The sequence below is a fragment of the Halocynthiibacter styelae genome, assembly GCF_016123485.1.
Taxonomy (GTDB): Bacteria; Pseudomonadota; Alphaproteobacteria; order Rhodobacterales; family Rhodobacteraceae; genus Halocynthiibacter; species Halocynthiibacter styelae.
This window is the reverse complement of the sequence record NZ_JADCKQ010000010.1, coordinates 69056-91384: the sequence shown is the minus strand read 5'-3', so window position 1 is coordinate 91384 and position 22329 is coordinate 69056. Positions and strand designations below refer to the sequence as shown.

Sequence of the window (22329 nt, the reverse complement as noted above, 5' to 3'; positions counted from 1 at the left end):
GAAAGCTATGTGCGCGTGCCCCAATCGTCCAGAGGCGAATTACGGATATTTACCACGCATCTTCGTTTCCAGCTTGCGCAGCAACAGCGACAGGGTGACGGTCAGCGTCAGATAAAGCATCGCAACCACGTTATAGGTCTCAAAATAGCGGAAATTACCCGCAGCAGTGACCTTGCCGATCTGGGTGATATCCAACACGCCAAGCACAGACACCAGCGAGGAATCCTTGATCATCGCGATAAAATCATTGCCCAGAGGCGGCATAATTGTCCGGATCGCCTGGGGAAAAACCACCAGACGAAAGCGCTGCCATCCATTCAGTCCCATGGCCTTTGCTGCTTCGACCTGCCCTTCTTCCACCGACAGAATACCGGCACGGAAGACTTCAGAAATAAAGGCCGAATAGCCCAGAGTCAGCGCAATGATCGCCCGCCAGAGAAATGTAAAATCCCGGGTGCGGATCGGATCAAGCCCGATATGTTCTGCGATATAGTTCCAGCCCTGCACAAGCCCGGGTGCCACAACAAAGCTGACGTAAAGCAGGATCACAAGGATCGGCAGTCCGCGCAGAACCTCAGTGTAAAACCGCGCGATCTGGCGCAGGATCTGATAGCGTGACAGGCTGGCCACCGCCAGAAGCAGCCCCAGAACAGACGCAAGGAAGAACCCCACCAGCGTCACAAACACCGTGATTTTCACGCCTTTGATCAGCTTAACGCTGACCTGTTGGTAAATGGGATCATCAAGCGCCTGAAAGATAAACAGGCCCGTGAAGGCGACAATAGCAATCAGCCACCAGGGGAAATCTGGTTTATCGGTGCCGGGACGTGGGGTCATGGGGGATCTTACACAAAAAGCCCCGGCACAAAGGCCGGGGCGTCAGGACCGTTACTGGCCGATTTTATAGTCGAGGAACCATTTGGTGTTCAGCGCATCCATGGTGCCATCCGCCTGCATCGCAGCAATCGCAGCGTTCATCGGCTCCACAAGATCAGACCCTTTTGGGAAGATAAAGCCAAAGTCTTCAGTGCCCAGCGGGCCACCAACGATTTTCAGGCCACCTTCTGAGGCCTCAACATAACCATTGCCAGCCGTGCCATCGGTCAGAACCAAATCCACATCACCGGTTTTCAGCGCTTCAACACCAGCACCGAAAGTTTCGAACAACTGCATGCGCGAGTTCGCTTCATCGCCATCCAGAACCTCATAGATGCCGACATAAAACGGTGTAGTGCCCGGTTGTGCGCCAATCAGAAGATCTGCATCGGCACCAAAGCCTGCAGCATCTTCAAAACGGGTTTCATCACCGCGCACCAGCATCACCATTTCAGACCGCATATAAGCGTCAGAAAAATCAACCACTTCCGCGCGATCTTCGCGAATAGTGATGCCCGTCATGCCCATATCAAACTGGCCCTGGGAAACAGATGCAATCATCGCATCCCAGCTGATGTTTTCATAGGTCACGGTGATGTTAAGACGCGCGGCGATCTCTGCCATGGCGTCATATTCCCAGCCCACAGCATTGCCGTCGCCATCGACAAATTGCAGCGGCGGATAGGCGTTTTCGGTGACAATCACCACTTCCTTGCCGCCCAGATCCGGCAGGTGGCCATCAGCCAGTGCGGAAGTTGATACGAAAGCAGCCGCTGCCGCGACCAGAATGGATGTCAGTCTCATTGTTAGCTCTCCGATAGATGTCTGTCACAAATCTGTGCCCTACTATGAGCATGCAAGTGATTGATGCAAGCGGCGTTACCCCTGATCGCCGCAAACCGGGCAATTATAACCCTTTTGCAACCTGATCTTGCGCGTCTCGGCATATTTCGCGTCATAGATCAGCATTTCCCCACGCAAGGCCTGTCCTGCCCCCGTGATAAGCTTCACAGCCTCTGCCACCATCATGGACCCCACGACACCCGGCAACGGCGAAAGCACCCCGGCAGTCGCACAAGTCGGGGCATTGTCGCCTGCGGGCGCTTCCGGGAAGACACAGCGGTAGCACGGCGTGCCACTGGCCGGATCAAAGACAGAAATCTGCCCCTCCCACTGGCTCAGCGCACCGGAAATCAGAGGCTTGCCAAGACGTGTGCAATATTCATTCACAAGATAGCGGGTCTTGAAATTGTCGCAACCATCCAGCACCAGATCAACACCGGAGATCAGCGGTTCTGCCGAAATGTCATCCAGCCGCATATTATGGGCGATCACGTTGCAATGCGAATTGATCTGCCGGATCCGTTCGGCCGCAGAAGCCACTTTCAACGTGCCTTCACCCGCCTCACTATGGATCACCTGGCGTTGCAGATTGGACAGCTCCACCACGTCATCATCGACGATCTCAATCGTGCCAACACCTGACGCCGCCAGATACAGTAACGCGGGCGAGCCAAGCCCCCCGGCTCCGATCACCAGAACCCGCGCCTGTTTCAGGGCCTTTTGCCCCGGCCCGCCAATGTCATGCAAAACGATATGCCGGGCATAGCGTTCCAGCTCCCCTTCAGCAAAAAGCGATGCAGGTTTCGCGGGCACCGCCTGCGCAGGTTCTTCAACAGTCTCAACCTTAACCGGCTGCCGCTGCGCCTTCAGGCCACGCACCCAACGGGCATAAAGGACTACCAGAACTGCGAATACGGCAAAAGCTGCCGCACCCCAAAGCTCCATAAGGAAAAATTCAGTCTGCAACAAAAGGGGCAACATAAAGAAAATCGGTATAAAACGAACCCCAGCAACGATACCGATCAATATCAGGCGACTTCTGACGGACACCTTCATCAGCATGCCAATTCCCCAAAGAACCGCTGCAATCAAGGCCATAGTGGAGAAATAAGGAAACAGGATCATGCAACACCTGTTGAGCCAAATCCACCGGCCCCGCGGTCTGTATCCGTCAGATCATCCGCCAACACAAACTGCCCCTGCACCACAGGCGCAACCACCATCTGCGCAATCCGCATGCTGTGGGTGATCTCAAAGGCCGTATCACCGCCATTCTGCACAATCACGCCCAAAGGCCCACGATAATCGCTGTCAATCGTGCCCGGGCTGTTGGGCAGGGTAATCCCGTGCTTCAGCGCAAGGCCGGAACGTGGCCGGATCTGCACTTCAAACCCCTGCGGAATTTCCAGTGCCAGCCCTGTCGGCACAAGCACCCGCGCGCCCGGCTGCAAGATGACACCATCCCGCTGATCCACCGCAAAATTCGCCCGCAGATCGGCCCCCGCAGCCCCTGGCGTTTCATATTGCGGCAGGCCCAGCGCCTGATCCGCGCCCTCAAGCCATTTTAAAGCAATCACCGGATTTACCATCTCTGCTCTTTCATCTTGCTATAAATACTCTCGCCGAAGGCTGCGGCTTGGTTCAGAAAAATCATTCCTGCAACGCTGTGGAAATCTCTGCCGCCAGACGTTTTGCCACCTGGTCTTTCCCCATGCGCGGCCAGGCCTCGGCACCCTGATCTGAAATCACCACCACCTGGTTTTCAGATCCACCCATAATCCCCGTCTCTGGGGACACATCATTGGCAACAATCCAGTCGCATTGTTTACGTTCCCGTTTTGCCGTTGCATGGGCCACAACATCATCGGTTTCCGCTGCAAAGCCGACAACCAGACCGGGCCGCCCCGCCTTCATCTGTGAAACGGTTGCCAGAATGTCCGGGTTCTCGGCGAATTCCAGAACTGGCAGTTTGCCCATACCGTCCTTCTTGATCTTACTGTCCGACGCGCTCGCCACGCGCCAGTCTGCCACCGCCGCCGCAAAGACTGCCGCATCGGCTGGCAAAGCCGTTTCAACAGCTTCCAGCATCTCACGTGCGCTTTGCACTTCCACAATCTCAACACCCCGCGGACGCGCAGCATCGGCAGGGCCGGTCACAAAGACCACATCCGCGCCCAACGCCGCCAGGGCATTGGCAATCGCCGTGCCCTGCGCCCCGGACGAGCGGTTCGCAATATAGCGCACCGGATCGATCGGTTCATGGGTCGGACCCGAAGTGATCAGGATGCGTTTGCCCTTCAGGGGACCATCGCGCAACGCCGCTTCCACCCCCTCAACAATCTCTGGCACTTCTGCCATGCGTCCAGGGCCAAACTCACCACAGGCCATCGCGCCTTCATCCGGACCACACACCAAAATGCCATCGCCCTGTAATGTCGCCAGATTGCGCTGCGTCGCCGGATGTTCCCACATACGCACATTCATCGCAGGCACAATCAACACCCGCTTATCCGTCGCCATAAGCAAGGTCGAAGCCAGGTCATTCGCCAGACCATTCGCCATCTTTCCCATCAGATCTGCAGTCGCCGGTGCAACCACCACCAGATCGGCAGCGCGGGACAGTTCAATATGCCCCATCTCGGCCTCATCCGTCAGATCAAACAGATCGCGGTACACTTTCTGTGCAGACAGGGCCGACGCGGACAGCGGCGTCACAAATTCCTCGCCCGCTTTTGTCAACACCGGCACGACCTCCGCCCCGCGTTCACGCAGCCTGCGGATCAGGTCCAGCGATTTAAAAGCCGCGATCCCGCCACCGATGATCAGAAGAATTTTCTTACCTGCCAGCATGACTGCCCTTTCCGTCCCGCCTGATGCGGTGACATCACAGGTTTAGGGCGCACAGCCCGTCAACTCAAGCCACCCCGCCTGCGTCAATTGCGGATTTTCTCTTTGACGCAGGCGCAATCCCCTGCCAGATGAGGATTATGACGACTGAATTCACCCATCTTCCCCATCTGACATTCGTGCTTGGCGGCGCGGCCTCAGGCAAAAGCCGCTTTGCTGAAGGTCTGGCCGAGGCCTGGTCTGACAAGCACCTTTATATCGCCACGGCACAGGCATTCGATGATGAAATGCAGGTAAAAATCACCCGCCATCAGGACCGGCGCGGCACAGGCTGGCACACAATCGAAGCCCCCCTGGATGTGCCTAGCGCGCTGACGCAGGTTCAGGCGGGTGAAATCGTGCTTTTTGACTGCGCCTCTCTCTGGCTGTCGAACCATATGTTTGCTGAAAATGAAATTGAGGCCGAAACCGATAAACTGGTCCGTGCCCTGCAAAACTGCCCCGCGCCCGTGATTATCGTCAGTAATGAAGTTGGCCAGGGTGTCGTGCCCGAAAACGCGCTGGCCCGCCGTTTCCGCCAACTTCAGGGGGAAGTCAATCAGGCCCTTGCCGCCACCAGCGATACCGTGGTTTTCGTCACCGCTGGCTTGCCGCAAATTCTGAAGGGACAACTGCCATGACAACCCTCTGGCTTGTGCGCCACGGCCCGACGCATCAGAAATCCTTCTGCGGCTGGCGCGATGTGCCTGCCGACCTGTCTGATCATGCACAGATTGAGCGCCTCAACACCTATCTGCCCGAAAAATCCACGCTGATTTCCTCAGATCTTCTGCGCGCCCGCCAGACCGCCGACGTCTTAACGGGCCATCACCACCGCATGGACCATTCTGATCAACTCCGCGAATTTAACTTCGGTATCTGGGACGGCATGAACTTTGATCAGGTCGCAGCCCGCGATCCCGATCTGTCGCGCCAGTTCTGGGAAAAACCGGGCCATCTGCCCGCCCCGGACGGCGAAAGCTGGTATGATGTCGCCTGGCGTGTAAGCCGCGAGGTCGACAACCTGATTGATCGTTGCCTCACGAAAAACCTGATCATCGTCGCCCATTTTGGCGCGATCCTCACCCAGGTGGCCCGCGCCGCCAAGCATACGCCGGTGCAGGCCTTTGGTCAGCATATTGATAATCTGTCGGTCAGTCGCATTCGCGTTGAAGGTAAACTCTGGCATCTGGAAGATGTTAACGTCACGCCGGAATAATATCACAAATATTGATGATTTATTCTTTAAATATTCATTTTGGAAATAATACCTGATCCGCTATCCTGACGGTATGACATACAGATTGATCCTTGGCGACCGAATTCATTCCAGCTGGTCTTTGCGCGGTTGGCTTGTGGCGAAACTTTCAGGCGCGGAATTTGACAGCGAATTCCTGAGCTTTGCAGAAGCCCCCGTATCCGAACAACTGGCCCCATTGGCCCCGGCCTGCACCGTGCCGTTGCTGGTGACATCGGACGGCATCGCGATCGATGATTCTCTTGCGATCACGGAAGAACTCGCCACTCGCCACCCGGACAGCGCCATCTGGCCGAAAGACCCAAAGGCCCGCGCCGTCGCCCGCACTCTGGTCGCGAAAATGCACTCGGGCTTCATGACCCTGCGCAATGACTGCCCAATGGATCTGGCCCGTGCCTACAGTGGCGTTGAAATCTCTGACGCCCTGCAGAAAGACCTTATTCAACTGCAAAGTCTCTTTGCCTGGGCGCGTAAAACCACCGGTTCAGATGATGGCTGGCTTTGTGGCGCATACAGTGCAGCGGATGCGTTTTACGCCCCTGTCGCCGCCCGAATTGCGGGTTTCGACCTGCCCGTGGATGATGCGACAAAACAATATGTGCAACTGCATCTGAATGACCAGAACTTCCGCCAGTGGCGTGCAATTGGCCTTGCAACGGATACGCCGCTTGAACGTTACGGTCAGACATGGTCCCGCCGTGACTGGCCGCAGGCTGATGATCTGGCCGATCTGCCCAGCGCGCGCAAAACCTGTCTGGGTGAACCCCTGAACGCCCATTGCCCCTATTCCGGCAAAACTGCGACGTGGTTAATGGAAATTGACGGGCGGGTTTTTGGCATGTGCAACCAGATCTGCCGCGACAAAACCGTGGCCGATCCGGCCGCCTGGCCTGCTTTCATGGATCTTTACCATTCGTAAACCATCCCCCGCCTATCGTTAACCACGGTTAACAGCACTGAGGCAGGGAAAATGGTGGCGCGCGCATTCACGGTGGCCTTTGAAGGGATCGAGGCCCGTCTGGTCGAGGTGCAATGCGCCACCGCCCCGGGCCTGCCCGGCTTTGCCATTGTCGGCCTGCCGGGCAAAGCCGTGGCTGAGGCCCGCGAACGTGTGCGTGCCGCCCTGACCGCCCTGCAGATCGCCCTGCCGCCAAAGAAAATCACCATCAACCTGTCGCCTGCAGACATGCCGAAGGCTGGCTCACATTACGACCTGCCCATCGCGCTTGCGCTTCTTGCCGCGATGGGGGTCCTGCCCGAAGATAAGGTCGAAAATACCATCGCCCTTGGCGAACTTTCCCTTGATGGCAAACTGATCGACGTGCCCGGCACCCTGCCCGCCGCCCTGACCGCATCTGAAACCGGGCGCAGCCTGATCTGCCCCCTGGCCTCTGGTGCAGGCGCGGCCTGGATCAACGCCGATGCGGTGTTTGCGCCTGCAAACTTGCACGCCGCCATCCGCCATTTGACGGGGCAAAGCCCGCTTGACGCCGCCCGTCCCGGCATGGTGCAGGACGCCGAAATCAGCAAGGATTTCCGCGATATCAAAGGCCAATACCGGGGCAAACGCGCCATGGAAATCGCCGCCGCCGGGCATCATCACGTCTTTCTACTGGGCCCGCCGGGTTCAGGAAAATCCATGCTGGCGGCCCGTCTGCCCGGCATCCTGCCGCCGCTGCGCCCGGAAGAAGCCCTTGAAACATCCCTGATTTCATCGCTCACCGGTCAGGCAGGTGAAGGCATTTCCCGCCAGCGCCCCTTCCGCGAACCGCATCACACCGCATCCGTCGCCGCGCTGTCGGGTGGCGGGCGTGATGCGAAACCCGGCGAAGTGTCCCTTGCCCATAATGGTGTTTTGTTCATGGATGAATTTCCCGAGTTCCCTTCAATGGTGCTTGATACCCTCCGCCAGCCCCTGGAAACCGGTGCCATTACTGTGGCCCGCGTCAATGCCCACGTGCGCTATCCCTGCCGTTTCATGCTGGTCGCGGCAGCAAACCCCTGCAAATGTGGTCACCTGATGGATCCGGGCCGCGCCTGCAATCAGGCCCCGGTCTGTGGTGAAAAATATATGGGCCGCGTGTCAGGCCCGCTGATGGATCGTTTCGATCTGCGCGTGGAAATTCCGCCGGTGGCCTGGCAGGATCTGTCATCGGTGCAGGATGGGGAAGGCTCAGCTGATATCGCCGCGCGCGTCGCAAAGGCCCGCGACATTCAGACCGCGCGCTATGCGGATCACCCCGGCATTTCCAGCAACGCCATGGCCGAAGGACGACTGCTTGAGGAATACGCGTCACCCGATCAGGCCGGGCGCGATCTTCTGAACCGGTTTTCTGATAAATTTGGCCTGTCGGCGCGGGGCTATCACCGGGTTCTGCGCGTCGCCAGGACCATCGCAGATCTGGAAGGCAGCCCGGATATTTTCGAGTACCACATCGCAGAGGCCGTCAGTTATCGTCTGATCGCCCCCCGCGAAAAAGTAGTGTCCTGATCAGGCTTTCTTCGCCTCAATCGCTTCCCAGATTTTGGCGGCGATGTTCACACCGTCAAAGCGTTCCAGTTCCTGAATACCGGTGGGCGAGGTCACGTTAATCTCGGTCAGCCAGTCACCGATCACATCGATCCCGACAAAGACCTGACCCTTTTCTTTCAAAAGCGGCCCGATCCGCTCACAGATCTCACGATCCCGGTCGGTCAGTTCGCATTTCTCAGGGCGACCGCCGACGTGCATATTGGAACGGGTTTCCCCCTTCGCAGGCACACGGTTAATCGCACCCACAGGTTCGCCGTCTACAAGGATCACACGTTTGTCGCCTTTGGACACCACCGGCAGGAACTTCTGCACGATCAGCGGTTCACGGTTAATGCCCGCGAACAGTTCGTGCAGCGAGGTCATATTGCGATCATCCGGACCAAGGCGGAACACGCCCGCACCGCCATTGCCGTAAAGCGGCTTCAGGATGATATCGCCGTGTTTTTCCTTAAACGCCTTCAGGGTTTCCAGATCACGTGCGATGGTCGTCGGCGGGGTCAGATCCGGGAAATCCAGCACCAGCAGTTTTTCCGGGTAATTGCGCACCCAGAACGGATCATTCACCACCAGTGTTTCCGGATGAATACGGTCCAGAATATGGGTCGTGGTGATGTAAGACATATCAAACGGCGGATCCTGACGCAGCCAGACCACATCGAAATCCGCAAGATCCACCACAGTTTCTTCACCCAGTTCCGCATGATCACCCTGCACACGTTTCACGATGAAAGAATGGCCACGCGCGGTCACGCATCCTTCTTCATAGGCCAGCTTATCGGGCGTGTAGAAAAACAGTTCATGGCCACGGGCCTGGGCTTCTTCCGCCAGGCGGAAACTGCTGTCCCCATTGATGTCCACGGACTGGATCGGATCCATCTGAAACGCGATTTTCATGAGAGGCCCCTTCTGACAGGCAAATTCTGGTCGTGAATACATGGACCGCCAGGCAGGCAGGATCAATGGGGCGCAACAAAAACGTGATGAATTTCCTCAGAAATCCAGCGTGATATTCTCAATCACCTCAATCGCGCCCTGCTGATCCACCAGTGCCGCATCAACACGCATATCGCCCATCAGGCCCTTCACCGCCATATATTCCCCCGCAGCGACCATGATCCGGGTCACCTGCGTGGCCGACAGCATGTCTGCGGCGGATGTCATATCGCGACTTTTCTTCACTTCAACAAAGATCGTGATCCCGGCGAGCCGCAGGATCAGATCAATCTCGCCCCCTTCGCCCCGCCAGCGGGTGTCCAGCACCTCAGCGCCCAGCCGCGTATAATGCTTTGCGACCTGATCTTCGGCGGCAAGCCCCGCGTAATAGGCTGTCCGCCCTTTCGCCGCTTTGTCAGTCACTGTCCCGGTCTTCTTTGTTCATCTCAATCGCCAACTGATAGACATCGCGCCGGGCAACCCCATGGGCCTTCGACACCGCATCCGCAGCATCGCGCACCCGCATGGTTTTCAGCGCCTGACGCAAGCTGTCTTCTAGCGTTTCAGCATTAACAGAATCTGAACGGTTGCGATCAATCACCACAACAACTTCGCCTTTGGCTTTATTTTCCTGATAGTGCGCGGCCAGTTCTGACAACTTCCCGCGCCGGGCTTCTTCAAACTTCTTGGTCAGTTCCCGGCAAACCGTCGCCTGTCGATCCCCCAGAACCTCGGAAGCATCGGAAAGAAAAGCCGCCAGGCGTTTCGGAGATTCATAAAACACAAGTGTTCCGGGAATTTCGCGGGTTTCCTCAATAAACCCTTTGCGCGCCGACGATGCATTCGGTGCAAACCCGGCAAAGAAAAACCGGTCCGTCGGCAGCCCGGCAATCGTCAGCGCCGTGATCACGGCAGAAGGCCCGGGGGCAGATGTCACCGCAAAGCCCTGATCCAACGCTTCCTGCGCCAGCCCATAGCCAGGATCCGCCACCAGAGGCGTGCCTGCCTCTGACGCATAAGCAATAGATTTGCCTTCCCGCAAAAGCCCCATCAGACGTGGCCGCACCGCACCGCCGTTGTGATCATGATAAGCAATCATGGGGCGCCCGTTCACCGGGACCGCGTGAATATCCATCAGCTTGCGCAGGGTGCGTGTATCTTCGGCCACCAGAACATCCACATCCCGCAAAACATCCAGTGCCCGCAGGGTGATATCGCGTGCTGTGCCAATCGGGGTTGCAACAAAGGTAATACCGCCCGCGTTGGTTGAAGCCTGTGCTTTGGTAACATCGGTCATAATTTTCCCCCTGGTGGCGCGTTTACAGTCAGGCAGCAAACGCATACCCTGAACATCTGCTTTATCTTCTGTCCGAGGAACCGAGGAAACCCCATGTCTGCTGTTTTCACCTTTCTGCGTGGTTCAGTCACCAGAACCGTTGCTTTATTCTCTTTTTTTGCGCTTTCCGCCTGTATTGATACCGGGGGCGGCGCTGGTCCTTCTGTGAATACCAGCCGTGCTGTGCCTGTCGCCTTGCTAATTCCACACGAATCACAACGCGGCTCTGATGCGGCGCTTGCGACTGCGCTGGAAAACGCAGCGCGTCTTGCGATTGCCGATCTCGATGGTGTGAACATCGATCTGCGCATTTACGCCACAGGTGGTCAGCCTGAACGTGCTGCTGCCGCTGCGACCACTGCGGTGCGTGATGGTGCCAAAATCATCCTTGGCCCGGTCTTCGCCCCGGCGGCCAATGCCGCTGGTGTTGCCGTTGCAAACCGCAATGTGAACATCCTGTCTTTCTCTAACAACCCGTCCATCGCCGGCGGCAATGTCTTTGTTCTGGGCAACAGCTATCGCAACACGGCAAACCGTCTGGCGCAATATGCTGTATCTCAGGGCCGCAACCGCGTGATGGTTGTGCATGGGAATAACTCAAGCGAAACCCGTGGTCGTGATGCGATCTCCGCTGCGGTTCAGGCCGCAGGTGGCACCGTTACTGCGACTGCCGGGTTTGAGCTGTCTCAGAACGGCGTTGTTCAGGCAACACCAGCTATCGCCCGCGCGACACGCACAAACGGCAGTAATGCGATCTTCTTCACCTCCGGTGGTGCCGGTGCCCTGGGTCTGACCACGCAGCTGCTGCTCGACAATGGCGTATCCCCTGCATCCCAGCAGTTCATCGGCCTGCGCCGTATGGACCGCCCGGCCACCATGCTGACACAACCTGGCGTTCAGGGCGGCTGGTTTACCGTGCCTGACACACGCCTCTATTCTTCGTTCCAGAGCCGCTACACCGCTGCATATGGCTCCCCCCCACACCCCCTTGCCGGTATCGCCTATGACGGTATTGCCGCTGTTGGCGCGCTGCTGAAAACCGGCCGCAATGATGCGCTGACCATTCCATCCCTGACACGGGCTTCCGGCTTTGTTGGCGTAAACGGTGTCTTCCGTCTGCTGCCAGACGGGTCCACCCAGCGTGCCCTGGCAGTTGCAACCATCCGCGATGGCCAGGTTGTTGAAATTTCCCCTGCTCCGAGAAGATTCGGTGGCTCTGGGTCCTGATACCAAAGGTGCGGGCGGGTTGATCCTGCCTGCACCTGATCCCGTCTCTCTGATCTGCGAGCCCTCACAGATCATCGACCTTACAGCCGCACAAAGCCTGCTGAACGACGCGTTATATCGCGCCACCACCAGCCGCGAGATGCGCAATGAGGTCACGCATATTCTGCGCGCACTTCTGGATACCGGTTCCGCCATTATAGCAGAAGCTTTCACAAAACAGCCCCGCAACGCCCATGGCGCGATCCGTGCGCGCAGCTGGCTGATGGATGTGATCCTGGCGCTTGCTTATGACGTGGTCACAACCCGTCTGCATCCCAACCCCCTGCCCTCAGACGGCGAACGTCTGACGCTGATCGCTGTCGGCGGTTACGGACGCGGTGAAATGGCCCCGCAATCCGACGTCGACCTGCTGTTTCTCACGCCATGGAAAATCACCGGCTGGGGCGAAAGTGTGGTCGAAAGCCTGCTGTATATCCTCTGGGATATGAAGCTGAAGATCGGCCATTCCGTGCGCACGATCCGCGATTGCATCAACCAGGGCCGCGATGATTACACGATCCGCACCGCCCTGCTGGAAAACCGCTATATCACGGGTGACGTCGCCCTTGCGGATGAGTTGCGCGAAACCCTTGATAGAGACCTGTTCAAAGGTACTGCATCGGAATTTATCGAAGCCAAACTGTCGGAACGCGCGAAACGTCATCAGAAACAGGGTGGCCAGCGCTACGTCGTTGAACCCAATGTGAAAGAAGGCAAAGGCGGTTTGCGCGATCTGCAAAGCCTGTTCTGGATCGCGAAATATGTGCATGGGGTGCATGACACAGCTGATCTGGCCCGCCTCAAAATGTTCACCCGCGAAGAATTTGACGCTTTCCTTGAGGCCGAAAACTTCCTTTGGGCTGTGCGCTGCCACCTGCATCTGTTGACGAAACGTCCGTCGGATCAGCTGAACTTTGATCTCCAGGTCGAAGTCGCCACGCGCATGGAATACAAAGACCGTGCTGGCCGCCGGGCCGTGGAAATCTTCATGCAGGATTACTTCCGCCACGCCACTCGCGTGGGCGAGCTGACCCGCATCTTCCTGACTGAACTGGAAGCCAGCCACGTCAAACAAGCCCCGGATCTTCTGCGCCTTTTCCGCCATCGTAAAAAGATCATGAAGGGCCTGAAGATCATTCAGAACCGCATCGCTATCAGCAATGAGAAAAATTTTCTGAAAGACAAACTCAACATTCTGCGCCTGTTTGAAGAAGCCCTGCGCACAGGGTATCTGATCCATCCCGATACCATGCGCCTGCTGTCCGCGAACCTTGATCTGATTGATGACGACATGCGGCGCAATCCGGAAGCGGTGAAAATCTTCACGGGCCTGCTGCTGAAACACGGCAATCCGGAACGGGCCCTGCGGCGGATGAATGAACTGGGCGTGCTCTCTGCCTTTGTGCCGGAATTTGAACCGATTGTCGCGATGATGCAGTTCAATATGTATCATTCCTACACGGTGGATGAACACACAATCCAGGTGATCGCTGCCCTTGCCCAGATCGAACGCAAAGAACTGGTCGAAGAACTGCCGGTGGCCTCCGGCATTCTGGCAAAAGGCATCAACCGCAAAACGCTTTATATCGCGCTGCTGTTGCATGATATCGGAAAAGGCCGCCCGGAAGATCATTCGATCCTGGGGGCGCAGATCACTCGCAAAGTTGCGCCACGCCTGGGCCTGAATAAGAAAGAAGCCGAAACCGCCGAATGGCTGGTGCGTCACCACCTGATGATGTCGGATGTGGCCCAGAAACGTGACATTTCAGATCCGCGCACCATCCGTGATTTCGCCAAACGCGTGCGATCCCGCCGCCGGCTTGATCTGCTGACCGTCCTGACGGTCTGTGACATCCGCGGCGTTGGCCCGGACACCTGGAACAACTGGAAAGCCATGCTGATCCGCCAGCTGCATGAAGAAACCACCAATGCGCTGGAAAACGGGATGGAGGCGCTGACAACCGAAGCCCGCAGCACAGAGGCGAAGAAAGCCCTGCGTCAGGCTTTGCCGGAATGGAGCAAAAAGGATCTGCGCGCAGAAACACAACGTCACTATGACCCTTACTGGCAGGGGCTGCGCGTTGGGCAACACACAACTTTCGCACGCCTCCTGCGCGATCTTCCGGACAATGACATCCGCATTGATATTGTCGCTGACGAAGATCGTGACGCCACCCGCATTGCTTTTGTTCTGCAGGATCACCACGGCATCTTTTCGCGCATGGCAGGGGCACTGGCGCTCGTTGGCGCAAACGTCGTGGATGCGCGGACTTACACGACCAAAGACGGGTTTGCCACGGCGGTGTTCTGGGTGCAGGACAATGATGGCCATCCCTTCGCCAAAAGCCGCTATAAACGCCTGAACCAGATGATCGACAAAATCCTGAAAGGCCAGGTGATCGCCCGTGACGCCCTGAAAGATAAAGATAAAATCCGTAAACGCGAACGGTCTTTCCGGGTGCCCACCCATATCACCTTTGACAATGAAGGATCGGAAATATTCACCATCATCGAAGTCGATACACGGGATCGTCCCGGTCTTTTGCATGATCTGACGCGGGCGCTGGCGGATATGAATGTGCATATTTCCTCTGCCGTCATTGCAACCTACGGCGAACAGGTGGTGGATACTTTCTACGTCAAAGATGGCTATGGTCTGAAGTACCACGCGAAGCTGAAACAAGAGTCCCTTGAAAAGAAGCTGCGGGAAGCGATAGTCAGGGGCGCAGAACGGGCGCAGGCCTGAAGAACGGGCTTAACGAGAGGCAGACATCATGCGAATGGCACGGGGATTTTTCACCGTAGGCTTCTGGACACTTGCCAGCCGGATCCTGGGATTTCTGCGCGATGTTCTGATTGCCTCATACCTTGGCACCGGGGCTGCGCATCAGGCTTTTGTTGCGGCTTTTACCCTGCCCAATCTCTTCCGTCGCTTCTTTGCGGAAGGCGCGTTCAACATGGCCTTTGTGCCGATGTTCTCGAAGAAACTGGAAAGCGGGGAAGACCCGCAGGGCTTTGCCTCTGACGCCTTTGCCGGGCTGGCTGCGATTGTCATTGTTCTGACCGTAATCGCGCAAATGGTTATGCCCTGGCTGATCTGGGCCCAGGTGTCCGGTTTTGCGGGCACCGAGAAATTCGATCTGGCGGTGGATTATGGCCGCGTCGCCTTCCCTTATATCGTATTTATTTCGCTCGCCGCCCTTCTGTCCGGTGTTCTGAACGCTGCCCGCCATTTCGCCGCCGCTGCTGCCGCCCCCGTTCTGCTGAACGTGGTCTTCATCGGCGCAATCCTTTTTGCCGCTGCTGCCGGATATAACATTGCGGACGCGCTGGTCTGGGCCATTCCTGTCGGTGGCGTCGCGCAGCTGGCGCTGGTCTGGTACGCCGCCGCAAAGGCTGGCTTCCCCATCCGCCTGCGCCGCCCGCGTTTCACGCCTGATCTGAAGCGCCTTGCGATCATCGCCGGCCCCGCCGCCCTTGCCGGAGGTGTGGTGCAGATCAACCTGCTGGTCGGTCGTCAGGTCGCCAGCCAGTTCGATAAAGCCGTGTCCTGGCTTTATAACGCGGACCGTCTCTATCAATTGCCCCTTGGCGTTGTGGGCATTGCCATTGGCATTGTCCTGCTGCCCGAACTTTCCCGTCGTCTGGCGGCGGAAGATCACGATGGTGGCCGCGATGCGTTTTCCCGCGCCGGTGAATTTGCCCTCATGCTGACAATCCCATCTGCTGTGGCGCTTGTTTTCTTCTCGCTGCCCCTGGTCGAAGTCCTGTTCCAGCGTGGCGCTTTCACCATTGATGACACCGCGAACACCGCCCTGGCTGTGGCGATCTATGGCCTGGGGCTGCCTGCCTTTGTGCTGCAGAAGGTCATTCAGCCGTTGTATTTCGCCCGCGAAGACACGAAATCCCCCTTCTATTACGCGCTGGTAGCCATGGTGGTGAATGCGGTGCTGGCCATCGGGCTTGCCCCCTGGATCGGATTTTACGCCGCTGCGGTTGCGACCACACTGGCGGGCTGGGCGATGTTCTTTCTGCTCTGGATCGGCAGCCGTAAAATGGGCGAAGTCGCACGCTTTGATGCCCGCTTCCGCAAACGCGCCTGGCGCATCTGCCTGGCCAGTGCGGCTATGTGTGCCTGGCTCTGGATGACCATGCTGCTGATCCAACCGATGTTTGGCTATGCAGGCTGGCGCTATCTGGCGCTGATGATGCTGATCACATCCGGCATGTTTTCCTACGGCATCGCAGGGCATCTCTTCGGCGCGTTCCGCCTGTCCGAGCTGAAATCCTCGGTCCGCCGTGGCGGATAGATAACGGTGTATGAGTAACCCGCGGGTTACTCAAAGCCCTTATTTTATTAACGTCTGCGTAACTTCTCAAGGATATGCGCCGCGCCCCCGGGCACCAGCAGAAAGCACAGACCAAAGCCCGTGGCAAAGCCTGTCCAATCCGCTACGGTCGTCCAGTCCCAGCCAAACACCGGGGCTGACGCAACACGGAAAATGACCAGGAACAGGATCAGCGCAAACGGGTTGGTTGCCCCGATGGGATGACGCAGAATGCCGGTCCACATCAGCCAGGTAAACGCCCCGATCAACCCGAACGCCCCGGGCATCCCCCCGGCCAGCACGCCACCATAACCGATCATCAGCGCCAGCACATTATAGACCAGCCCCCCGGTCAGAACGGATGCAAAGAAGATAACCAGAAACCGCCAGGGCGCAAAAGCACGGGCAACAAAATTCCCGAATGCCAGAATGAAAACCAGGGCAAAGATCGTGCCAATCAGGCTGCCATCGACAAAGATGTAACTGATAAAGCGGGACAGATACTGCGGGCTGAAATCACCTGCTTCCAGCATCGCCTGCAACAGGCCGGCAGGCAGAAAGAAATCCTGCAAAAGCGCACTGCGCCCGTCAAGTCCGGCAACCCCACCGAGGAATCCCAGTTTCCGCAACATCAGAAAAGGTTCCGCTGCCGCCAGAGCAACACAGAGAATAATCAGCACCTTTGGCAAGGGATTTACAGGGGCTGCATTGTGGTCCTGATACATGAATAACTGCTCCGGTTGACCTTATTGTCTGCCATGGGTAAGCCAGCAGAGACAAAATATCCAGCTTTCCGATCCGAGGCCCATGATGACCGACGCAGTGCAGACCCACCCGACCCGTATCTTTTCCGGTATTCAGCCTTCCGGCAACCTGACGCTTGGCAACTACCTGGGCGCGCTGAAGCGTTTTGTTGAGAAACAAAACGAAGGCATCGAAAGCATCTATTGTATGGTCGACATGCATGCGATCTCTGTCTGGCAGGATCCAGCTGACCTGCGCCACGCCACACGCGAACTGGCGGCGGGTTTCATTGCATCCGGCATTGATCCTGAGAAATCCGTGCTGTTCAACCAAAGCCAGGTGTCTGCCCATGCGGAACTGGCCTGGATCTTCAACTGTGTGGCGCGTATGGGCTGGATGCAGCGCATGACCCAGTTCAAAGACAAAGCTGGTAAGAACGCGCAGAACGCATCGCTTGGTCTGTTCGCCTACCCTGCCCTGATGGCCGCGGATATTTTGATTTACCACGCAACCCACGTGCCTGTGGGCGATGATCAGAAACAGCACCTGGAACTGACACGTGACATTGCGGCCAAGTTCAACCACGACTATGGCGTCGATTTCTTCCCGCTGACCGAACCTGTGATCGAAGGCGCGGCCACACGCGTGATGTCCTTGCGCGACGGATCCAAGAAGATGTCAAAATCTGACCCGTCCGACATGAGCCGGATCAACATGACAGACAGCGCGGATGACATCGCGAAGAAGATCCGCAAGGCGAAAACCGACCCGGAAGCCCTGCCATCCGAAGCCAAAGGCCTTGAGGATCGTCCCGAGGCCCGCAACCTTGTGAACGTCTACGCAGGCCTTGCTGACATGACTGTAGACCAGGTTCTGGCGGATCACGGCGGATCACAATTCGGCACATTCAAACCCGCACTTGCGGAATTGGCGGTTGAAAAGCTGTCCCCGATTTCCACCGAAATGTCCCGCCTGATGCAAGACACCGCCGAGATCGACAAAATCCTTGGCCGTGGTGCAGAACGCGCCGACGCCATCGCCCGTCCAATTCTGGAAAAGACCTATGACATCGTGGGATTTGTGCGGTCCCGGTAAACGATGGGCAAAAACGCCAAACGTATACGAGAGAAAATGGCGCAGGAAGCCGCGATAGTACGGGTGATCTCTTACTTTAAGACCCCCCATGATCCGGCCTTCTGCGCACTGCTTGATGCCGTGGTGAACGAAGACAAATAACGTCTGGACCTCTGACCTTTCCCACCATATCGTTGCGACAACAACGAATTGGCGTTTTGGGGGAGAGAACGAAATGGCTGTCAGCAAAAACATCCGCACTTATTACAATGGCACCTGGCACACGGGCGACGTGCCTGTCATGTCTGCCGCCGATCACGCGGCCTGGCTGGGGTCCACTGTATTTGACGGCGCGCGCCTGTTTGAGGGGCTGACCCCGGATCTGGACAAACATGCGCACCGCGTAAACCGTTCTGCCGAAGCCCTGATGTTGAAACCAACCGTGTCCACGGAAGACATCGTCGCCCTGACCCATGAAGGGCTTGCGATGTTTGACGCAGGCGCTGCCGTTTATATTCGTCCTATGTATTGGGGCATTGATGGCGATGCCTCTGCGATTGTGCCGTCAGAAAGCAAAACCGGTTTTGCGATCTGCCTGGAAGAAGTCCCCATGGCCGCGCCCGAAGCCTCAACCACCCTCACCCGCACCCGTTTCCGCCGCCCCACGCTGGAAAACGCGGTGGTCAACGCCAAGGCGGGCTGCCTGTACCCGAACAACGCCCGCATGCTGATGGAAGCCAAGCACAAAGGCTTCGGCAATGCGCTGGCCTGTGATTCCAACGGCAATGTCGCAGAATCCGCCACCGCCAACGTGTTTATGGTGAAAGACGGCGAAGTCTTCACCCCGATCGCCAATGGCACCTTCCTGTCCGGCATCACACGCGCCCGCCACATGGAACTGCTGCGCGCGGATGGGGTCAAAGTGCATGAAGCCACCCTGAATTACGCAGATTTCGACAGCGCGGATGAGGTCTTCCTCACCGGCAACATGTCCAAAATCACCCCAGTCACACAGTTTGACGACGTGAACTACCAGGTCGGCCCGGTCACCCGCCGCGCCCGCGAACTTTACTGGGACTGGGCGCATTCCGCCTGATAACGCCAGAAGACAGCCCCGGATGTGGCCACCGCGTCGCAGGGGCAATCCTGCCCTTGCGCCCGCCGCAATCCCTGGTCATCATGCCCGCACCTCAGGAGGATCTGTATGCGTAAATTTCTTGTCGTTCTTGATGACAGCCGTGAATGTCTGAATGCCATGCGTTTTGCCGCCATGCGCGCCGCCCATACGGGTGGCGGGGTTGAAATCCTGTCTGTGATTCCGCCGGATGATTTCAACCACTGGGTCGGCGTTGGCGATCTGATGCGCGAAGAAGCCCGCGAACGTATTCACGCCCATTTCGAAGTGTTTGCGAAATGGATGCGGGACAAACAGGGTGTTGATCCCGAACTTGTGGTGCGCGAAGGCGAACCCGTGGAACAGATCCTGGCCCAGGTTCAGGACGACCCCGAAGTCGGCGTGCTGGTGCTTGGCGCCGGTACCGATAAAAAAGGCCCCGGCCCGCTTGTAACCCAGCTGACCAAAGCTTCTGGTTCTCTTTCCATCCCTATCACAATTGTGCCGGGTGAACTGTCCAAAGAACGGCTTGAGGCAATCACCTGATCGCCTCTGGCAGGAACCTGCAAAACTTATCTCTGCAACGTTTCCGGGGGAAGCACGGCCCAATAGGCAATGCCCCCCTGTGTATCCATCCTCAAACCGGCACGTCAGCTGCGCAAACACCGGGCGTATGTCGGCTTCAGGGGGCCATTCTGTGTGAAACTGCCCCGTAAAGGCACAGCTTTCCGCGACGGCCTCCGTGTTCTGGTGCAGCCGCTCAAGCTCCCCCGCAAGCTTTTCCATCCAGTGCCAGCCCTTCCCGTCGCCAGACAAGAACGCATGGGTATCCTGAAGGCTTTCGATCATAGGTTCGACCACAGTGGCGACTGCAACATCTGAACTTCCGTCTGGCCCGGAAACCACAATCTCGCCGCCCGATATCTGCACATGTGGCCAGTGGTCCCCCATGGGGTAAATCATCGGGTTCAGATTTACCGCTTCGCGCCACAGAAGAATGTCGTAGGGATTAGCTCTTTCGCCCGCGTCGAGGTTTTCAAAACGCTCCGACACATTGTTCTGAAAGTAATACCGTCCATGATCCAGGCCGCGCATCACGGGCCAGGTCCGCTCTTCAGCGCCACTCAGCAAATCGCGTGAGATCAGATAAATTTCGTCCTGCCCGGTTCCGTGATAACCACCGTTGTCCCCAATATGACGCAGGACAAAGAAATGCGTATCAGTCTGCCCCAGGACCTGTTCCCGTATTTCAACATGGCGGTACGGCGTCGCCAACGCCGCATGTGGCAAACTTAACAAAAGGCAAAGTGTGATCAGCATCCGCATATCTACAGTCTTTCGTAAACACAAATTTCATGTTTGCAGAATGCCGCGCAACCTGATGTCATCCAATAACAGCCGCGAAGCTGTATACAATTTATATGCATAACATATGCATGGATTGTGCATGACTTGTGCATCCCGCTTTTTGCGTCTAGTTTAGAACCATTCCAAAACTTGACACTTCGCCTTCGCGGGCGCATATCTGACGCAACAACGGAGCGCCTCATGTTTATTCAAACCGAATCCACGCCAAACCCCGCGACCCTGAAATTCCTGCCAGGTCAGACAGTTCTGCCTTCCGGCACTGCGGATTTCCCTTCTGCTGAAGCGGCAGCGTCTTCGCCTCTGGCGCAGCGGATCTTTACGGTGTCCGGCGTAAGTGGCGTGTTTTTCGGCCATGAATTTGTGACCGTCACCAAAGATGACGCCACCGACTGGAACCACATCAAACCCGCAATCCTTGGCGCGATCATGGAACATTTCCAGTCCGGCCAGCCGGTCATGGCGGGTGAAGCTGTGGCCTCCACAGGGCATGCGGAACATACCGGTGAAGACGCGGAAATCGTCAATCAGATCAAAGACCTGCTGGATACGCGCGTACGTCCTGCTGTGGCCCAGGATGGGGGTGACATCACCTTCCACGGCTTTGATCGCGGCGTCGTTTACCTGCATATGCAGGGCGCTTGCGCCGGTTGTCCTTCCGCCTCTCTGACCCTGAAAATGGGCATTGAAAACCTTCTGCGTCACTACATCCCCGAAGTGACCGAGGTCCGCCCGGTCGCTGCATAAATGCTGACTCTGGGTTTTGATACATCGGCCGCGCATGTCGCGGCCGCTTTGCTGTCTGGCGATGAGGTTCTGTCTGTCCGGGGCGACCTGATGGCAAAAGGCCAGGCTGAACATCTTATGCCGATGATGGAAGAGATGCTGGCAGGCGCAGGCAAGTCCTGGCAGCATCTGGATCGCATCGGTGTTGGCGTTGGTCCCGGCAATTTCACCGGCATCCGCATCGCCGTCTCCGCCGCTCGTGGCCTGGCGCTGTCCCTGAACATCCCCGCGATTGGGGTCAGTGGTTTTGAAGTTGCAGCGTTTAGTGCGACGATGCCCTTCCGTGCCCTGGTAAATGCCCCACGGGATCAGGTCTATTGCCTTGAAAGCGGGCAGGAAACGTCTGTGCTCATGCCCCGTGTGGATCTGGCGGAAACCACATCAGAGACCTTTGAATTCAGTACATTATCCGCAGAAGACATCGCTTTGCGCATCGCCCGGATCGCGGCGGTATCAGAAAAAACCGAGCGCCCTGCGCCACTGTACATCCGCGCCGCTGATGCGGCCCCACCCAAAGACCCCCTGCCACGGATCATCGGGTAAGACATGACGCCTGAAGATCTCGCCACATTACACAGCCTTTGCTTCACGACACCCCGCCCATGGACGGCCGCTGAGTTCGCGGATCTTCTGGGCAGCAATGGCATCATTCTGGCCGGGGATCGCCAGGGGTTTATCCTGGGGCGCATTGCCGGACCTGAGGCAGAACTTCTGACAATCGCCGTTGCACCGGACGCCCGCAAAGCCGGGATCGGGCGCGATCTTGTGGGGCAGTATCACACACACGCCAGTGCCCTTGGTGCGGAAGAATCATTCCTGGAAGTCGCCGCAGATAATGCTCCCGCCATCGCACTTTACTTAGCGTCAGGGTATACTCAGGTGGGCAATCGGCCCCGGTATTACACGACTCCTGACGGGCAAAAGCGGGATGCACTCGTATTTTCGCGCCCGCTTGCAACATAAATGGGAAATGCATCCGCTGATTCC

The 22329-nt window shown here is 57.3% G+C and carries 23 protein-coding genes; 14 read left to right on the top strand and 9 right to left on the bottom strand.

Going from position 1 to position 22329, the window contains the following annotated elements; translation table 11 throughout:
- Nucleotides 1-39: 39 nt before the first annotated feature.
- The 5 genes from H1D41_RS13380 to coaBC all read right to left on the bottom strand — a co-directional run bounded on the left by H1D41_RS13380 (nucleotide 40) and on the right by coaBC (nucleotide 4569).
- A complete protein-coding gene (locus H1D41_RS13380; RefSeq protein WP_228849377.1) occupies nucleotides 40-837 on the bottom strand; it encodes an amino acid ABC transporter permease in 798 nt (265 codons plus the stop codon).
- Between the two features lie 51 nt (nucleotides 838-888).
- Nucleotides 889-1680, bottom strand: a complete 792-nt coding sequence (locus H1D41_RS13375; RefSeq protein WP_228849376.1) for a transporter substrate-binding domain-containing protein — start codon at nucleotides 1678-1680, stop codon at nucleotides 889-891.
- A gap of 75 nt (nucleotides 1681-1755) precedes the next feature.
- Nucleotides 1756-2844: a HesA/MoeB/ThiF family protein gene (locus H1D41_RS13370; protein ID WP_228849375.1), complete on the bottom strand. Its 1089-nt coding sequence runs from the start codon at nucleotides 2842-2844 to the stop codon at nucleotides 1756-1758.
- Complete coding sequence (dut, locus tag H1D41_RS13365; RefSeq protein ID WP_228849374.1) at nucleotides 2841-3308, bottom strand: dUTP diphosphatase; 468 nt, start codon at nucleotides 3306-3308, stop codon at nucleotides 2841-2843. The genes H1D41_RS13370 and dut overlap by 4 nt, the downstream gene beginning before the upstream one ends.
- A 61-nt stretch (nucleotides 3309-3369) precedes the next feature.
- The gene (gene coaBC / locus H1D41_RS13360; RefSeq protein ID WP_228849373.1) at nucleotides 3370-4569 is read right to left on the bottom strand and encodes a bifunctional phosphopantothenoylcysteine decarboxylase/phosphopantothenate--cysteine ligase CoaBC; all 1200 of its coding nucleotides are present in this window, start codon (nucleotides 4567-4569) and stop codon (nucleotides 3370-3372) included.
- 137 nt (nucleotides 4570-4706) lie between these two features.
- Here coaBC and cobU point away from each other — a divergent pair, with 137 nt between their 5' ends.
- The 4 genes from cobU to H1D41_RS13340 all read left to right on the top strand — a co-directional run bounded on the left by cobU (nucleotide 4707) and on the right by H1D41_RS13340 (nucleotide 8354).
- On the top strand, nucleotides 4707-5246 hold the full coding sequence (gene cobU, locus H1D41_RS13355; RefSeq protein WP_228849372.1) for a bifunctional adenosylcobinamide kinase/adenosylcobinamide-phosphate guanylyltransferase: 540 nt from the start codon (nucleotides 4707-4709) through the stop codon (nucleotides 5244-5246).
- The gene (locus H1D41_RS13350) at nucleotides 5243-5824 is read left to right on the top strand and encodes a histidine phosphatase family protein (protein WP_228849371.1); all 582 of its coding nucleotides are present in this window, start codon (nucleotides 5243-5245) and stop codon (nucleotides 5822-5824) included. The genes cobU and H1D41_RS13350 overlap by 4 nt, the downstream gene beginning before the upstream one ends.
- 73 nt (nucleotides 5825-5897) lie before the next feature.
- The gene (locus H1D41_RS13345; RefSeq protein WP_228849370.1) at nucleotides 5898-6782 is read left to right on the top strand and encodes a glutathione S-transferase; all 885 of its coding nucleotides are present in this window, start codon (nucleotides 5898-5900) and stop codon (nucleotides 6780-6782) included.
- A gap of 51 nt (nucleotides 6783-6833) precedes the next feature.
- Nucleotides 6834-8354 (top strand): YifB family Mg chelatase-like AAA ATPase, encoded by a 1521-nt coding sequence (locus H1D41_RS13340; protein WP_228849369.1) that lies wholly within the window; start codon nucleotides 6834-6836, stop codon nucleotides 8352-8354.
- On the opposite strand, the gene gshB is transcribed toward H1D41_RS13340, so the two are convergent.
- The 3 genes from gshB to rsmI form a co-directional block, all read right to left on the bottom strand.
- Entirely contained in the window at nucleotides 8355-9290 is a 936-nt protein-coding gene (gene gshB / locus H1D41_RS13335; RefSeq protein ID WP_228849368.1) for a glutathione synthase, read from the bottom strand.
- 96 nt (nucleotides 9291-9386) lie between these two features.
- Nucleotides 9387-9752 carry a YraN family protein gene (locus tag H1D41_RS13330; RefSeq protein ID WP_107498237.1) on the bottom strand — a complete coding sequence of 122 codons (366 nt, stop codon included), beginning with the start codon at nucleotides 9750-9752 and terminating at the stop codon, nucleotides 9387-9389.
- Entirely contained in the window at nucleotides 9745-10626 is an 882-nt protein-coding gene (rsmI, locus tag H1D41_RS13325; protein WP_228849367.1) for a 16S rRNA (cytidine(1402)-2'-O)-methyltransferase, read from the bottom strand. The genes H1D41_RS13330 and rsmI overlap by 8 nt, the downstream gene beginning before the upstream one ends.
- A gap of 93 nt (nucleotides 10627-10719) precedes the next feature.
- Here rsmI and H1D41_RS13320 point away from each other — a divergent pair, with 93 nt between their 5' ends.
- The 3 genes from H1D41_RS13320 to murJ are packed head-to-tail and all read left to right on the top strand — an operon-like array spanning nucleotide 10720 to nucleotide 16241.
- On the top strand, nucleotides 10720-11892 hold the full coding sequence (locus tag H1D41_RS13320; RefSeq protein WP_228849366.1) for a penicillin-binding protein activator: 1173 nt from the start codon (nucleotides 10720-10722) through the stop codon (nucleotides 11890-11892).
- Nucleotides 11834-14677 (top strand): [protein-PII] uridylyltransferase, encoded by a 2844-nt coding sequence (locus H1D41_RS13315; RefSeq protein WP_394355411.1) that lies wholly within the window; start codon nucleotides 11834-11836, stop codon nucleotides 14675-14677. Before H1D41_RS13320 ends, H1D41_RS13315 begins: the two co-directional genes overlap by 59 nt.
- A gap of 28 nt (nucleotides 14678-14705) precedes the next feature.
- Complete coding sequence (gene murJ, locus H1D41_RS13310; protein ID WP_228849365.1) at nucleotides 14706-16241, top strand: murein biosynthesis integral membrane protein MurJ; 1536 nt, start codon at nucleotides 14706-14708, stop codon at nucleotides 16239-16241.
- A gap of 47 nt (nucleotides 16242-16288) precedes the next feature.
- Here the strand turns inward: murJ and H1D41_RS13305 are convergent, their stop codons facing one another.
- Nucleotides 16289-16984: a rhomboid family intramembrane serine protease gene (locus H1D41_RS13305; RefSeq protein ID WP_228849364.1), complete on the bottom strand. Its 696-nt coding sequence runs from the start codon at nucleotides 16982-16984 to the stop codon at nucleotides 16289-16291.
- Nucleotides 16985-17069: 85 nt separating this feature from the next.
- On the opposite strand from H1D41_RS13305, the gene trpS reads away from it, so the two are divergent.
- The 7 genes from trpS (at nucleotide 17070) to H1D41_RS13270 (ending at nucleotide 22305) form a co-directional block, all read left to right on the top strand.
- Entirely contained in the window at nucleotides 17070-18098 is a 1029-nt protein-coding gene (gene trpS, locus H1D41_RS13300; RefSeq protein ID WP_228849363.1) for a tryptophan--tRNA ligase, read from the top strand.
- Between the two features lie 3 nt (nucleotides 18099-18101).
- The gene (locus H1D41_RS13295; RefSeq protein ID WP_228849362.1) at nucleotides 18102-18239 is read left to right on the top strand and encodes a hypothetical protein; all 138 of its coding nucleotides are present in this window, start codon (nucleotides 18102-18104) and stop codon (nucleotides 18237-18239) included.
- A gap of 73 nt (nucleotides 18240-18312) precedes the next feature.
- The gene (locus H1D41_RS13290; protein ID WP_228849361.1) at nucleotides 18313-19173 is read left to right on the top strand and encodes a branched-chain amino acid aminotransferase; all 861 of its coding nucleotides are present in this window, start codon (nucleotides 18313-18315) and stop codon (nucleotides 19171-19173) included.
- 108 nt (nucleotides 19174-19281) lie between these two features.
- A complete protein-coding gene (locus H1D41_RS13285) occupies nucleotides 19282-19737 on the top strand; it encodes a universal stress protein (protein WP_228849360.1) in 456 nt (151 codons plus the stop codon).
- Between the two features lie 1002 nt (nucleotides 19738-20739).
- A complete protein-coding gene (locus H1D41_RS13280; protein WP_107498229.1) occupies nucleotides 20740-21303 on the top strand; it encodes a NifU family protein in 564 nt (187 codons plus the stop codon).
- On the top strand, nucleotides 21304-21885 hold the full coding sequence (gene tsaB / locus H1D41_RS13275) for a tRNA (adenosine(37)-N6)-threonylcarbamoyltransferase complex dimerization subunit type 1 TsaB (protein WP_228849359.1): 582 nt from the start codon (nucleotides 21304-21306) through the stop codon (nucleotides 21883-21885).
- A 3-nt stretch (nucleotides 21886-21888) separates the two neighbouring features.
- Nucleotides 21889-22305, top strand: a complete 417-nt coding sequence (locus H1D41_RS13270) for a GNAT family N-acetyltransferase (protein WP_228849358.1) — start codon at nucleotides 21889-21891, stop codon at nucleotides 22303-22305.
- Nucleotides 22306-22329 lie beyond the last annotated feature (24 nt).

Bases quoted from the DNA above. Each gene is read 5' to 3' on its own strand.
- H1D41_RS13380 (WP_228849377.1), bottom strand. From the start codon at position 837: ATGACCCCACGTCCCGGCACCGATAAACCAGATTTCCCCTGGTGGCTG.
- H1D41_RS13375 (WP_228849376.1), bottom strand. From the start codon at position 1,680: ATGAGACTGACATCCATTCTGGTCGCGGCAGCGGCTGCTTTCGTATCA.
- H1D41_RS13370 (WP_228849375.1), bottom strand. From the start codon at position 2,844: ATGATCCTGTTTCCTTATTTCTCCACTATGGCCTTGATTGCAGCGGTT.
- dut (WP_228849374.1), bottom strand. From the start codon at position 3,308: ATGGTAAATCCGGTGATTGCTTTAAAATGGCTTGAGGGCGCGGATCAG.
- coaBC (WP_228849373.1), bottom strand. From the start codon at position 4,569: ATGCTGGCAGGTAAGAAAATTCTTCTGATCATCGGTGGCGGGATCGCG.
- cobU (WP_228849372.1), top strand. From the start codon at position 4,707: ATGACGACTGAATTCACCCATCTTCCCCATCTGACATTCGTGCTTGGC.
- H1D41_RS13350 (WP_228849371.1), top strand. From the start codon at position 5,243: ATGACAACCCTCTGGCTTGTGCGCCACGGCCCGACGCATCAGAAATCC.
- H1D41_RS13345 (WP_228849370.1), top strand. From the start codon at position 5,898: ATGACATACAGATTGATCCTTGGCGACCGAATTCATTCCAGCTGGTCT.
- H1D41_RS13340 (WP_228849369.1), top strand. From the start codon at position 6,834: ATGGTGGCGCGCGCATTCACGGTGGCCTTTGAAGGGATCGAGGCCCGT.
- gshB (WP_228849368.1), bottom strand. From the start codon at position 9,290: ATGAAAATCGCGTTTCAGATGGATCCGATCCAGTCCGTGGACATCAAT.
- rsmI (WP_228849367.1), bottom strand. From the start codon at position 10,626: ATGACCGATGTTACCAAAGCACAGGCTTCAACCAACGCGGGCGGTATT.
- H1D41_RS13320 (WP_228849366.1), top strand. From the start codon at position 10,720: ATGTCTGCTGTTTTCACCTTTCTGCGTGGTTCAGTCACCAGAACCGTT.
- H1D41_RS13315 (WP_394355411.1), top strand. From the start codon at position 11,834: ATGGCCAGGTTGTTGAAATTTCCCCTGCTCCGAGAAGATTCGGTGGCT.
- murJ (WP_228849365.1), top strand. From the start codon at position 14,706: ATGCGAATGGCACGGGGATTTTTCACCGTAGGCTTCTGGACACTTGCC.
- H1D41_RS13305 (WP_228849364.1), bottom strand. From the start codon at position 16,984: ATGTATCAGGACCACAATGCAGCCCCTGTAAATCCCTTGCCAAAGGTG.
- trpS (WP_228849363.1), top strand. From the start codon at position 17,070: ATGACCGACGCAGTGCAGACCCACCCGACCCGTATCTTTTCCGGTATT.
- H1D41_RS13295 (WP_228849362.1), top strand. From the start codon at position 18,102: ATGGGCAAAAACGCCAAACGTATACGAGAGAAAATGGCGCAGGAAGCC.
- H1D41_RS13290 (WP_228849361.1), top strand. From the start codon at position 18,313: ATGGCTGTCAGCAAAAACATCCGCACTTATTACAATGGCACCTGGCAC.
- H1D41_RS13285 (WP_228849360.1), top strand. From the start codon at position 19,282: ATGCGTAAATTTCTTGTCGTTCTTGATGACAGCCGTGAATGTCTGAAT.
- H1D41_RS13280 (WP_107498229.1), top strand. From the start codon at position 20,740: ATGTTTATTCAAACCGAATCCACGCCAAACCCCGCGACCCTGAAATTC.
- tsaB (WP_228849359.1), top strand. From the start codon at position 21,304: ATGCTGACTCTGGGTTTTGATACATCGGCCGCGCATGTCGCGGCCGCT.
- H1D41_RS13270 (WP_228849358.1), top strand. From the start codon at position 21,889: ATGACGCCTGAAGATCTCGCCACATTACACAGCCTTTGCTTCACGACA.